The 12374-nt window shown below is 60.9% G+C and carries 11 protein-coding genes and 1 tRNA gene; 5 read left to right on the plus strand and 7 right to left on the minus strand.

What is annotated here, in order from left to right:
* Nucleotides 1–16 precede the first annotated feature (16 nt).
* The 5 genes from gmhB (at nucleotide 17) to MLC70_RS04110 (ending at nucleotide 4554) form a co-directional block, all read left to right on the plus strand.
* Complete coding sequence (gmhB, locus tag MLC70_RS04090) at nucleotides 17–574, plus strand: D-glycero-beta-D-manno-heptose 1,7-bisphosphate 7-phosphatase (RefSeq protein ID WP_248181798.1); 558 nt, start codon at nucleotides 17–19, stop codon at nucleotides 572–574.
* Nucleotides 575–609: 35 nt separating this feature from the next.
* Nucleotides 610–686: transfer RNA gene (locus MLC70_RS04095), tRNA-Pro, on the plus strand.
* A gap of 224 nt (nucleotides 687–910) precedes the next feature.
* Entirely contained in the window at nucleotides 911–3277 is a 2367-nt protein-coding gene (locus MLC70_RS04100) for a sensor domain-containing phosphodiesterase (protein ID WP_248181799.1), read from the plus strand.
* 54 nt (nucleotides 3278–3331) lie between these two features.
* Nucleotides 3332–3703: a VOC family protein gene (locus MLC70_RS04105; protein ID WP_248181800.1), complete on the plus strand. Its 372-nt coding sequence runs from the start codon at nucleotides 3332–3334 to the stop codon at nucleotides 3701–3703.
* 128 nt (nucleotides 3704–3831) lie between these two features.
* Nucleotides 3832–4554 (plus strand): Crp/Fnr family transcriptional regulator, encoded by a 723-nt coding sequence (locus MLC70_RS04110; protein ID WP_248181801.1) that lies wholly within the window; start codon nucleotides 3832–3834, stop codon nucleotides 4552–4554.
* Here MLC70_RS04110 and MLC70_RS04115 read toward each other — a convergent pair.
* The 7 genes from MLC70_RS04115 to MLC70_RS04145 form a co-directional block, all read right to left on the minus strand.
* Nucleotides 4551–5918, minus strand: coding sequence for a diguanylate cyclase domain-containing protein (locus MLC70_RS04115; protein WP_248181802.1), 1368 nt, complete (start codon nucleotides 5916–5918; stop codon nucleotides 4551–4553). The two genes, MLC70_RS04110 and MLC70_RS04115, sit on opposite strands and share 4 nt — an antisense overlap.
* A gap of 3 nt (nucleotides 5919–5921) precedes the next feature.
* On the minus strand, nucleotides 5922–6788 hold the full coding sequence (locus MLC70_RS04120) for an OmpA family protein (RefSeq protein WP_248181803.1): 867 nt from the start codon (nucleotides 6786–6788) through the stop codon (nucleotides 5922–5924).
* A complete protein-coding gene (locus MLC70_RS04125; protein ID WP_248181804.1) occupies nucleotides 6785–7186 on the minus strand; it encodes a DUF4398 domain-containing protein in 402 nt (133 codons plus the stop codon). The genes MLC70_RS04120 and MLC70_RS04125 overlap by 4 nt, the downstream gene beginning before the upstream one ends.
* 63 nt (nucleotides 7187–7249) lie before the next feature.
* On the minus strand, nucleotides 7250–7693 hold the full coding sequence (locus tag MLC70_RS04130; protein WP_248181805.1) for a helix-turn-helix domain-containing protein: 444 nt from the start codon (nucleotides 7691–7693) through the stop codon (nucleotides 7250–7252).
* Nucleotides 7680–9536, minus strand: a complete 1857-nt coding sequence (locus MLC70_RS04135; protein WP_248181806.1) for a site-specific integrase — start codon at nucleotides 9534–9536, stop codon at nucleotides 7680–7682. Before MLC70_RS04135 ends, MLC70_RS04130 begins: the two co-directional genes overlap by 14 nt.
* Entirely contained in the window at nucleotides 9533–11149 is a 1617-nt protein-coding gene (locus MLC70_RS04140) for a hypothetical protein (RefSeq protein ID WP_248181807.1), read from the minus strand. Before MLC70_RS04140 ends, MLC70_RS04135 begins: the two co-directional genes overlap by 4 nt.
* The gene (locus tag MLC70_RS04145) at nucleotides 11142–12299 is read right to left on the minus strand and encodes a tyrosine-type recombinase/integrase (RefSeq protein ID WP_248181808.1); all 1158 of its coding nucleotides are present in this window, start codon (nucleotides 12297–12299) and stop codon (nucleotides 11142–11144) included. Before MLC70_RS04145 ends, MLC70_RS04140 begins: the two co-directional genes overlap by 8 nt.
* Nucleotides 12300–12374: the final 75 nt, after the last annotated feature.

The raw sequence follows: 12374 nt of genomic DNA on the forward strand, positions 1-12374 counted from the left end.
CAACCGTAGAAACACCATGCTGATCATTCTGGACCGGGATGGCGTCATCAACCACTACGATGGCAACTACATCTGCTCAGCGGATGAGTGGGTGCCCATCCCCGGCAGCATTGACGCGATTGCCCGGCTCTGCAACGCCGGGCACCGCATTGCCATTGCCACCAACCAGTCCGGCATCGCCCGTGGTTTCTACGACACCGACGGCCTCGACGCCATGCACGACAAGCTCGAGCGGCTGGTGGAGGCCGCCGGTGGCTGCATCGACTTCATCGCCTATTGCCCCCACCATCCGGACGATCATTGCCAGTGCCGCAAGCCGTTGACCGGGCTGCTGGAGCAGATCCGCGGGCACTTTCACCTCGACAGCCTGCACGGCGCCATCATGACCGGCGACAGCCGCAAGGATCTGGAAGCCGGCCACGCCGCCGGCTGTCGTCCGGTGCTGGTCAGAACCGGCAACGGCCGGGACACCGAACGCCATCTGGAGGCCCGACCAATCCCGGGTGCCGAGGTCAGCGTGTACGACAATCTCAGCGCATTCACCGACGCGCTTTTATCGGCGGAGGGCTGGTAAAAGCAGAGCGAATCCGTATAATACCGGCCGTTGATCGGCGTGTGGCGCAGCTTGGTAGCGCACTTCGTTCGGGACGAAGGGGTCGCAGGTTCGAATCCTGCCACGCCGACCACTTTCCCGCTTTGTATCCATCTCCGTTTGCCTTTCCGTTCTCCGGATCTTTCCCTGCAAATCCCACCCGCTGATGTCTGACTCACTGGCCTGTTGCAGCATGGGACGAGCTGATCTGTCTGACCCACGGCAGAGTATTCATCCACGGCTGCAATCAAGCGTTGAAATGTCGAGCTTACGCGACTCAATCGCGGTAACGTTTCTATCGGTACCTTTTTTCGGAGCATGACAATGGTTAGTCCGGGCATCGAACAGCGCAGACTCGCGGCGCTCGAGCGTTTGGGCATTCTCGATACCCCGCCGGAGGAGCGCTTCGAGCGGCTGACGCGCATCGCGCGCCAGTACTACCGGGTGAAAACCGCGCTGTTCTCGGTGATCGATTCCGAGCGCCAGTGGTTCAAGTCGCGGCAGGGCATGGAGCTGACGCAGAGCCCCCGTTCGGTGGCTTTTTGCGATTACGCCATCCAGCAGGACAAGCTGTTTCTGGTGGAAGACGCCACCAAGGACCCGCGCTTCTGCAAGAATCCCCTGGTTACCGGCAAGCCCCACATCCGCTTCTACGCCGGCATGCCGGTGCGTGAACCCAGTGGTTACAAAATCGGCACCCTGTGCATTATTGACGACAAACCCCGCCACTTCAGCGAGATCGATCTTGACGTGCTGCGGAGCCTGGCCAGCCTGGTGGAAGACGAGCTGGAGCGCGCCTTCCTCGCCTCGGACAAGAATGAGTATGTGCCGGTCGCCCACCTGAGCCGGGCCATTCACCGCGCCCAGAACGTGTTCCTCACCAGTGAAAACGAACGAGCCGCCTTCGAGTTGATGCTCAGCGACCTGCTGGGCCTGACCGGCAGCCAGTTCGGCTTTATCGGCGAAGTGCTGTATCGCGCCGATCGGCAGCCCTATTTGAAAATCGGTGCCATCACCAACATCGCCTGGAGCCCGGAGACCCAGGCGTTGTACCAGGAGGTTGAGCGACGGGGCCTGATTTTCGACCGCCTCGACAATGTCCTTGGCTTACCGATGGTGACCGGTGAGGTGATTGTCGCCAATGACCTGGCCACGGATCCACGGCGCGGCGGGCTGCCCCCTGGGCATCCGCCGATCAGCGCGTACATCGGGATCCCGGTATTTTCCGGCGATCAACAGATCGGCCTGATCGGTCTTGCCAACCGCTTTGACGGCTACAAGACCCGGCTGGCGGAAGAGCTGGAGCCGCTGATGCAGACCGTGGGCAACCTGATCGAGCGCAAGCGCCTGTATCAGGAGAAGCGGGACCACCAGAAGAGCCTGGAACAGGCGGCCAACTACGATGCCCTCACCGGACTGCCCAACCGGCGCCGGCTGACGGAGCTGTTCGAGCAGGAGCTGTATGAGGCCAACCAACGCGATGGCCTGGTGTCGGTGTGTTTTATCGATCTGGACGGTTTCAAGGAAATCAACGACAAGCACGGCCATGCCGTCGGCGACGCTGTACTGAAATCTGTGGCCGAGCGGCTGCTGGGTAGCGTACGTTCCCACGATGTGGTGGCGCGCCTGGGGGGCGACGAATTCGTAGCCATCCTGCGGGATGTGGACAACGAGAAGGTCTACGTCCGTCTGCTGGAGGCGATCCGCCAACCCATCAGCTACAAGCACCATGTGCTTCAGCTTTCCGGCAGCATGGGCGTCACCGTGTATCCCCATGACAACGCCGATGCCGACCTGCTGATCCGCCACGCCGATCAGGCCATGTACGCCGCCAAGGAAGCGGGCAAGAACAACTACACGCTGTTCGACCTGGACACCCATTTCTCCCGCAAGGAGCGGGTCAAGGTCCTGGAACAGATTGATGGCGCCCTGAATCTAGGCCAGCTCGAGCTCTACTATCAGCCCAAGATTAATTTCCGGGACCACTGTATTGCCGGCTTTGAGGCATTGATCCGCTGGAACCACCCCGAGGAAGGGCTGATGGGCCCGGGGCAGTTTCTCGAGCACATCGAATACACCGAGTACGCCCGCAGTGTCGGCAACTTTGTGCTGCGGGAAGCGGTCGCCCGGCTGCAGGCGTTTGACCAACAGGGATTACCCTACACCCTGAGCGTCAACCTCAGCCCGTCCCACTTCCTGACGCCCGGTTTCGGCGACGATCTGGCCGGCGCGCTGGCAGACTGCCCACCGAACATCCGTCGCCGGCTTATTCTCGAAATTCTGGAAACCACCGCGCTGGATGACACCGACCGGGCAATGGAAAATCTGAGTGCCTGTCGTGAGCTCGGGGTGGAACTGTCGCTGGACGATTTCGGCACCGGCTATTCCTCGCTGGACCTGTTCCGCCGTCTGCCTGCAGAAGAGATCAAGATCGACCGCTCGTTCGTCCTGGACATGCTGGAGAATGCCGACAGCGGGATGATTGTCAGCGCCATTATCAGCCTCTCGAAAAGCTTCAAGCGCCGCCTGGTGGCGGAGGGGATCGAGTCGCCCGAGGTCGAGGCGCGGCTGATTGAGCTGGGCTGCGGGTTGGGCCAGGGCTTTCTCTACAGCCGGCCGCTGCCGCTGCAACAGGCTATGGATTGGGCCGCCAACTTCAGCTGGGATGACAGGACGATCCGATAGACTAAGCTTCGACGTATTCCCTAACCCCACAACAACCAACCATGGAGAACACCAATGATCGGATACGTCACCCTCGGCGTCAGCGATATGGCGAAGGCGAAGCAGTTCTACAGCGACCTGCTTGGCGATCTGGGCGCGAAAATACTGCTGGACATGGAGCGCATCGCGTTTATCGGCAAGAACATGGGATCGCCCATGCTGGCGGTGTGCAAGCCGTTCAATGGCGAGCCGAATCACCCGGGCAATGGCAATATGCTGGCGATCCAGCCGGGCTCCAAGGAAGCGGTAGATGCTCACTATCACAAGGCCATCGAGCTGGGCGCGACCTGCGACGGCGAACCGGGGCAGCGCATTCCCAACCAGTTCTACGGGGCCTATGTGAAGGATCCGGACGGCAACAAGCTGGCGTTCTTCCACTTCGGCTGATACCGGTGGCCCTCTCCGAGGGCCAGTTTTCGGGGTTACTGGAAATATTGTTGCCGTCCAGATACATTTTCTATGGTAGCGTCAACAGGATCAGGGTGAACAATCACCCTCCAGCCACGGAAAAGGCTATGCCAGATACACCGATTCACCCCGACCAGAACCATGTGCTGGCAGCTCTGCCAGACAGTGCCAAAACGCGGATCTTTCCAAAGCTCAAACGCGTGGAACTGGACCTGGGTGACGTCATTTACGAGTCCGGCCAGTCCATCGAATTTGTTTATTTCCCGACGAATTGCATCATTTCACTGCTGTATGTGATGCTTAATGGCGCCTCTGCGGAAATTTCGGTGGTTGGCAACGAGGGTCTGGCGGGTATTGCGGTGTTCATGGGCGGGGAAAGTACGCCGACCCGAACGATCGTACAGAGCAAAGGCGTTGCCTACCGCATGCCCTCCACCGAACTCAAACTGGAGTTCAACAACCACGCCGAAGTGCGCATGCTGATGCTGCGTTACACCCAGGCGCTGATTACCCAGATGTCCCAGACGGCGGTGTGCAACCGCCACCACTCAATCGATCAGCAGCTGTGTCGTTGGCTGCTGTTGTCCCTCGACCGCCTTCCGGGCAACCAGCTGACCATGACCCAGGAGCTGATCGCCAATATGCTGGGCGTGCGCCGCGAGGGTGTCACCGAGGCCGCGGGCAAACTGCAAAAACTGGGGGTCATCGATTACCATCGCGGCCACATCGATGTGCTTGACCGCGCCAAACTCGAAACCCTGTGTTGCGAGTGCTATGGCGTGGTCAAGCGGGAAACCGAGCGCCTGACCACCGACAAAATCCACTACTAGATCGGACGGTCAAGGCCCGTTGGCACCACCAGACCTCCCACCTCGGGCTGGCGGTTCAGGATCTTGACCCGGTACATGGCGTTGTCGGCTTTTGCCAGCAGGTCCACCGCCGTTTCTCCGTTATCCGGGTACACACTCACCCCGATACTGAGCCGCAGCACTACTTCCTGCCCGGCGATCATCATCGGTGTGGCAACCACCTCGCGGATCTTGTCCGCCACCGCAAATGCATGGTCGGGCTCGTTAATCTCGCTCAGCAGAACCACGAACTCGTCGCCGCCATAGCGGCAGATCGTGTCAGTGGTGCGCACACAGTCTCTCAGTTTACCCGCCAACGCCGTCAGAATAAGGTCGCCGCTGTTGTGACCGAGGGCATCGTTGATGCCCTTGAAATTATCAAGATCGATAAACAGCAGCCCCATCTGCTTGTCGTGCCGCCGCGCCAAGGCCAGCGCCTGCTCGAAACGCTCATCAAACGCCGTACGGTTGTGTAGACCGGTCAGCGCGTCATGGCTGGCCAGGTGCGCCATGCGCGCGGTGGTTTCCCGGGAAAAACGGGCATCGTGAAACACGATCACCGCACCCACCACCACTCCATGGCGGTTATGAATCGGGGCCGCGGAATCCTCGATCGCCAGTTCTATACCGTCCTTGGCCACCAGCAGGGCGTTCGATTCCAACGCCACAATGCTGTCGGACTGAATGGCTCGCCGCGCAGGATCCGGTTTCGATTGGTGGGTACTGGCATCCACCACGCGGAAAATCTCGCTCAGCGGCCGACCGACAGCCTCATGACGGCTGAACCCGGTCAGGGTCTCGGCCACCACGTTCATATAGGACACCCGTCCGTCCATGTCAGTGCTCAACACCGCATCACCTATCGAGTCCAGGGTTACCTGAGCCCGCTCTTTTTCCTCGTACAACTGCTCCTCAGCGTTTTTGCCCGCCCGCTCGTAGGCCTTGTAGGTGGTGATGTCCTCAACGGTGTGAACGTAGCCGTCTGCGGGGGTGTTGTCGGTGAGCAGTGCGGCGTTGTGGCGGGTCCAGATCACCTCGCCGTTGGCCCGTTTCAGCCGTGCCTCGGTCAGGAACGGGGTTTGCCCCCGTACGGCGGCCTGCCAGTGCCGCAGCGCTTTTTCGTGATCCAGCGGGTGAATCACCGCGGTCCAGTGCGATCCGATCAGCTCTTCGCCAGACCAGCCGCAGAGGCGCTGATAGGCGACATTGCTGTACAGGCATTTGCCGTCCTGATCGGTCATCAGGATGGCCATGGGCAAAGCATCACTGAGGGGGACGCCCCTGCCCGGACCGCTACTGACTTGCTTGTCAGCCGCCGCGGGGAAAAAGTCGCGATATCGCAACATGCATTACTCCCTGTTTTCGATGATGACTTCAACGCGTCGGTTCTGCTGGCGACCGGTTGCGTTGTCGTTGTTGGCAATGGGTCGCTCATAACCGAATCCCGACACCGTCAGCCGCTGGCTGTCGATACCACGACCGGTCAGAAAACGCCGCACCGATTCAGCCCTCTGCCGCGACAGATTCTGATTGAACTGGGCGCTGCCGACGTTATCGGTGTGGCCCTCAATTAACACCTGGCGATCCGGGTACTGGTCGAGGAAATGCACCAGGTTTTCCAGGTTCCGATTCGAGCCCCCCTGGATCTCGGCGCTGCCGGTGGCAAACAGCACATCCCCCAGTGTCAGCACCAGTCCGCGTTCGGTGGCCTCGGCTTCGAGGGTATCGATCTGCCGTTGCAACTCCTCCGCCTCGAGAGCGGATTGGGCAGCCGCACCCGCCTCTGAACGACGGGCTTGCTGTGCGTCGGCGTGGGCGCGGTCTGCTTCCAGGGTTCGTGCCGCCAGCCTGGCTGCATCACGTTCCTCGCCGAGGCGCGTCCGGTCTGCTTCCATCAACCGGGTTTTGCCTTTGGCGCGGGCAATTTCCACCATCCGGTCGGCCATGTAGACCCGGTAGGCGGCCAGTGCCTCCTCGTCGCTGTCCAGTGGCTGCTCGGCAAGCTCTACCGCCGCTTGCGCGTCACGCAATTCGATGCGGGCATGGGTCATCATGTCCGGGTTCTGCTGCAGCTCGGTTAACTTGGCCCGCACATCCTCGGCACCTTCAGGACTGGTGGGCCCGGTGGCACAGGCGGTTAACAGAACCGATGCCAGCACCACCGCGGTGGCGGCTTTCCGGCCCGAAGCCGGCTTAAAGATCGCTAAGGTCATCATTGCTGCTCTCCCTGGCGCTGCATTTCTTCATCCAACGCCTCGGCGCCACGCCCCATTTCACGATTGATCGCGGCCGCTTTTGCCGCTTCGGTTCTTGCGATCGCAAGTTCCGCCGCCAACCGGGCCTGCTTTGCCAAGCGGTCGGCTTCCACCATGCGCTCTGCCTCGACAGCGCTATCCGCTGCCGTCAGATGACGGTTTGCCTCTTCCAGCTCTGCCCCGGCGTAACGCCGTGCTTCGGCCTGTTCGGCGGTGGCAATGGTCTCCTTGGCCATATTCAGCGACTCGGTCGGCGGCAATGGGGCAGACGCACAGGCGACGAGGGTGAGGGTGGCCAGCAACACCGTGGCAGAGAGACCGATACGTTCAACGGCTCGCCGGATCATGTGTGTGTTCATAACATTACGTCCGGTAGTAACATGATATAAGTAGGTAAGTTACTGTATTTGTGCGATATTCCATCATGTATCACTTTTCGGTTTTTTAGTAGGAAAAACGACCACTTTTTTGCTCTCCGCGATGGCGCGCAAACGCTGATTCTCGGCCTCCAACGTCGCCAGTTCAGATGCCATGTCCTGGTTGAGTTCGCGGGAGCGGATGTGCTCTTGTCGCAGCGCCGTGTACTTGGCCCGCAGCTCCTTCAGGGCGGCGTTCTTCTCGTCGCGCTGGGCCCTGGCAGCCTTGTTGCCCGCCTCCCGGATACGCTCCGCCAGGCCGGGGTGATTGTTATGAATGGTCGCCCGGCTCACGCCGGCCTCCTCCGCCACGGACTTGATGCTGAGCTTGCGGCCAGGCTTCACCACCTTTGGGCGACCCTTTTCGATCCGCAAGATGGCCTGGCGAATGGCTTTTGCCGTCAGCTCACCTCGCGTCGGAGTGGGAGTGCTCGTTTCAGGTTGCGACATCGTCCAACTCCTCTTCTGATGCCCCGAGATCGGTCAAAACCTTTCGACACCGCTGAAGGTCACGCTCGACCCGCTCCTGCCCACCGGGGCCAATGTCGGGCAACTGGCGGAGTTCGATCTGCTGGGCGTAGATGCCCTGCCAGACGGGCTTTCTCGACTCGCCAATGATGGCGTTGCCACAGTCGCCGCAACGAGTCTTCTCTGCGCCCTGACCACCGTTGCACCCGCCGGTATCGGCGGTACACCAGGCCACGCCGGTGGCCCGAATGTGCACCAAGGGGCTGAGCGTTTTTGCCATGTCGGCGCGGTCATGCTTGGTCGCCACCGCTTTGCTCTTGGCGCGAAAGGCGCGGACGGGCTCGGCAGCGCCGCCCGCAAGAATCGCATCCGGCTCCAGCCAGTGTTCCAGCAAGTCCGTCTTGATGCCCAGCGCGGCCAGGCCGATCTCGTCGTAGAGTTCGGCGTCCTGCTGACGGTTCATCGCGTACAGGCCAGTCATGTCCAGCGACCAGTGCTTGAAGTGATCGCGCAGGTAGCGCAAGTCACCGAAGGCGCTGTGGGCCGCATAGACCGCGAAGGTGCGGCGAAACTGATGCGGGGCGAAGTGCCAATCCAAGCCGCATTGGGCAGCAAACGCATTGAGGCGATCGATGACAGAAATGGTGGATAGCGTGCCAATCCGATTGTTCTTTTTTTGTTGTACGGCCAAAAACAGCCGGGAAGCATGCTCGCTCAATCGCGTGATGGCCGGGTCGCGCGGATTGGCAGCGCGCAGTTCGGCAATGGTCTGTGTCAGCCGCGCTTGCAGCGGACTCGCCAGCCGTTCGGCGACGGCAATCGCGCGATGGGTGAGTTCAGCCACCAGCCAGTCACACGGGCCAGCGCCCGTCTTGTAGGACACGCCCCGCATCCAGTGGTATCGGTCCCCGTAATCGCCCTCTTTCGTAGCGGTGCACCCGGTTTCGAGCGAGCACAGCTCCGAGACGCGGATGCCGCTGGTGACCAAAATGATAACCATGCAAGCAGATTGGAGGTCGCGGGCCGCCGAGTTGGCTTCACCAAGGCTCCAGCCCTGCTTGTTGGCTCGATTCAGCCGCTCCGTTCTGTCTAGCCCATGTGCCGCCCAGGCCTGAATCTGCTCCCAACGATCGATGATGTCATCGGCCCGATCCAGCCAGTCCACGGCGGATTGGAACAGCGGACCCAGCACATCATCCGGAATGATCGTCGTCTTGGCTTCCTGACGATAAGGGTTGCCTTGCCCCGTCAGTCCCGCCAGGTGCTTGGCCGAGGACTCCGGCCAGGGGGGCGGCATCGGATCAGCCGTGTGTTGGCTGAGAATCTGGAGGTTTTCAACGGCCACCAATCGGGAGACCAGGGCATTCGCCGACAACGGCTCACCCTTGCGGCTTTTCAAGCTCCGGCAGAAGTCCACATATTGCTGCGCGACCAGCGGCGTGACCTCGCTAAGCCGTCCAATGCCGCGATCATCCAGCCAGGTGAGGTAGGAAGCGGCGCGCTGCATCAAGTTGTGGATTGTGCTCCCCTTGGGTCGGCCGCGCCCCTCAATGCCAGCCAGCATGTAGTGCGCCACGCAGGTCCGTAGCACGCCCCGAAAGACCGGCGGCACCCGGTCGAAGTTCAGCTTCTTTTGGTTGTCTTTCTTGCCGGCGGCGAAGAGGGCATCGGGCAGCGTCCAGACGGGGTCGCCATAGCGGCTCAGGACGTGGTAGCTGCCATCATCCAGACGCATGCCGGTGATGATGACGCCGGGATCGGGTTCGCCCGTCTCGGCGCCCTGGAGCGCCTTGAGCTGCTCTGCGCGGAAGGCGGCTTCATTCATGCGGCACCCTCCAGCAAGTCGGGATCACGCCAAAAGGGGTGTGGATCGACCTTGGCGCGCTGACGCTGGATCGCTACGAGTTCAGCGTCAAACTGCGGGGTGATTTCCCGGTCGATGATCCGGATGATGTGCCCGTACACGCGCTTCCAGGCACTGGCACCCATCGTCTCGCGCATGCGGACCAGCATCCAGTAGAGGCTGTACACGCGATACAAGTCGTCGCCCGTCACCACGAACGACCGGCATCGAAAGCAGGCCAGAAACTTCTGGCAGTGCTCGCCATTCTTGGGCGCGAGATCACCATGGCGTGTGTCCCGACACTGCGCCACTGGCGTATTCTGGGTCGGCAGCGGCGCGACCTTGCCGTGAGACAGCAACGCCTCGGCGCGGACTTCCCCCATCAGGTGCCAGTCGCGTTCGGCGGTCTCCGGTGCCTTCAGATAATGATCGTTGGACACCTTCGGCGTGTGCCCGCCGAGCTTGGCCGTCAGGAACGGGTCCTGGCCCGACAGGGAAAACAGCCGATTCTCGAAGGTCTTGCGCAGGCGCATGACGTTGAGCGTCAGCGGTTGGCCGTCGGCATCGCGCAGATCATGGCGGGCGACGAAGTTGGCGATGCCTGTCCGGAGCATTTCTGATGACAAGCGAGATGGCTTGCCGAGACCAGGCCCGCTCCTCGCCTGATACACAAACAACGAGGTGGGGTAGCGACTACCCGCCCGAAGTTCAGCATTGCGCTCACGCACCAGATCGATGATGCGGGCGACATCCGGCAGCGCCGTCACCATGGCTTCAATGTCAGCGGCGCGGCGCAGGCTCTGAATGTGGGTGGCATTGCCGCGCCGCTTGACGCTCACCAGGACATAGCGATCGGCCTTGATGGGATGCGGCTGGAGACAATCCGTTGCCAGCTCAATTGCTGGGACCGGATTGATGCCCGTTCGGGCCGCAATCGCCAGCAGACAAACGGTAAGCTCCGCACGGGTCAGTGGGCCGCTTTTATCAATGATCGCCCGCATATCGGCTTTCAGAGCCTTCAGCACCACCTTTCGCTCACGCTCGCTCAGGGCGGTCTGACCCTTCACGGATCGGATCGAGTGCGGGAAGGGATTGCGCGGGAAGATGTCTTTGGCAATCCAGCCCGACTGCCCCATGGCGACCAGCACTGATTTCGAGCAGGAATACCGATTCTTCTGAGACCCGAGCTTGCCTCCCGATTGCCGCAGGTGCGCAATGAAGTGGTCAATCAGCGGGCGGTCAATATCATCCAGGCGCAGGTCGCGGGCCAGCGCGCCAGCCATCGTGGCGCAAAGCGGCAGAAAGACTGATAACCCGCTCTGGTAGTACCCGGCGATGGTGGTCGCGCTGAGCGTCTTGCCGCCGCTTCTTCGACTTGCATCAGCCATGCGCTCCAGCGTGCGCTGGGCGGCATACACGATGGCATCACAGCCTGCTCCGTAATACTTGCCAAAGTCGAGGTTGCGATAGTTCGAGGCGCTCTCTGGCAGGCGGACAACCGTTTGCGCAGGCGGCAGAGCGGTGAGATCCAGCGTGTCATCGTTTTGTGCCCTGGCCGGTCTTGAAGCCTGTGATCGCAGTTGCTTTTTAGCCACAGGCCACCTCCCGGCTGATGACGTCAATCTCGCTCTGATAGTCGTTCATCAGCGCATCTTCCAGCTCCGAGAAGCAGTGCAGGTACTTCTCGGTGGTCGTGACAGAGGCGTGTCCGAGACGGTCGCGAACGTACAGCAGGGCGTGCGTCTGAGCCTTCGCCTGCATCATTGCGTACAGGGTGTGGGTGGCGTAGGTGTGGCGAAGCACATGGACGTTCACGTAGGGAATTCCAGCGGCCTTGCCAGCCTTCTTCACGACGTCGAGGAATGCAGCACCATCGTTGGCATACGGCACGCCGTCCGCCGTCAGAAACAGCGTGTGCTGAGACTGGCCTGAGATGCTCTCAAGGCGATGACGCTCGTTAATCACGTATTGCCAGAGGTCCTCCATGACGGTGCGTGGCACATCGATCCCCCGTGCCTGTTTACGTTTGATCGCCATGTCTTTCGGATCGAGATTGACCCGAATGAATGAGCGGTGCTTGGAGTACGTGGCGGGATCGATCACGTACTTCAGCGGGAACGTCGCTAGCTCTTCCCGCCGCAGGCCCGTCGTCAGTGCCAATCGCACAATCAGCTTGTGCGTCGGGTTGTCGATGGCGTTCAGCAGATCCAGGGATTGATGCTTGCTCAACACCCGAATCACCGTCCTCGGGGTCTTCAGCATGACATCTGCCGACACCCGCTCCCCGCCACTGGCATCAACGTGCGCAAGGAATCCTTTGGGCTGGCTGACCGTGATCGTCTCCATGTCGTAGGGGATGCTTTCAACCCAGCCCCTGTTGCACGCATAGCGGTAAAACGCACAGAGCAATCGCAGTCGCGCATTCACCGTCCGGGCCGCCAGGCTTCCTCCCTCTTCACTCAGGTTCCAGTCTCGGAACTCGGCCAGAATGGTGGCTTCCCGATCATTGCCCACATCGCGCCAGTCAATCGCATTGGCTTCGCACCAGCCGAAGAACTGATACAGCGCCTTGCCATAGGTCTCCCAGGACTTCTTGGACTCTACCCGTCCACGCTTGATGAGATGGGTGATACAGAAGTCCAGAGCCTCCTCTGCCACCTGGCCCTCGGCGGCGATGAGGATCGGAAAGCCTGTGTAGCTCTGGCCGTTGACCTTGAACTTATCGGTGCTGAAAAAGAGGTCCATGCGCCCAGTCCATCACCATGTATCACTTACGCAAGCGGGAATCATAACGTGGCTCCTTATGCCACGGAGCGGCCG

The sequence above is a fragment of the Marinobacter goseongensis genome (assembly GCF_023156235.1).
In the GTDB taxonomy this organism is placed as follows: Bacteria; Pseudomonadota; Gammaproteobacteria; order Pseudomonadales; family Oleiphilaceae; genus Marinobacter; species Marinobacter goseongensis.

What these genes read in the sequence shown, in the direction of transcription:
- gmhB (WP_248181798.1), top strand. Translation starts at nt 17, where the DNA reads ATGCTGATCATTCTGGACCGGGATGGCGTCATCAACCACTACGATGGC.
- MLC70_RS04100 (WP_248181799.1), top strand. Translation starts at nt 911, where the DNA reads ATGACAATGGTTAGTCCGGGCATCGAACAGCGCAGACTCGCGGCGCTC.
- MLC70_RS04105 (WP_248181800.1), top strand. Translation starts at nt 3,332, where the DNA reads ATGATCGGATACGTCACCCTCGGCGTCAGCGATATGGCGAAGGCGAAG.
- MLC70_RS04110 (WP_248181801.1), top strand. Translation starts at nt 3,832, where the DNA reads ATGCCAGATACACCGATTCACCCCGACCAGAACCATGTGCTGGCAGCT.
- MLC70_RS04115 (WP_248181802.1), bottom strand. Translation starts at nt 5,918, where the DNA reads ATGTTGCGATATCGCGACTTTTTCCCCGCGGCGGCTGACAAGCAAGTC.
- MLC70_RS04120 (WP_248181803.1), bottom strand. Translation starts at nt 6,788, where the DNA reads ATGATGACCTTAGCGATCTTTAAGCCGGCTTCGGGCCGGAAAGCCGCC.
- MLC70_RS04125 (WP_248181804.1), bottom strand. Translation starts at nt 7,186, where the DNA reads ATGAACACACACATGATCCGGCGAGCCGTTGAACGTATCGGTCTCTCT.
- MLC70_RS04130 (WP_248181805.1), bottom strand. Translation starts at nt 7,693, where the DNA reads ATGTCGCAACCTGAAACGAGCACTCCCACTCCGACGCGAGGTGAGCTG.
- MLC70_RS04135 (WP_248181806.1), bottom strand. Translation starts at nt 9,536, where the DNA reads ATGAATGAAGCCGCCTTCCGCGCAGAGCAGCTCAAGGCGCTCCAGGGC.
- MLC70_RS04145 (WP_248181808.1), bottom strand. Translation starts at nt 12,299, where the DNA reads ATGGACCTCTTTTTCAGCACCGATAAGTTCAAGGTCAACGGCCAGAGC.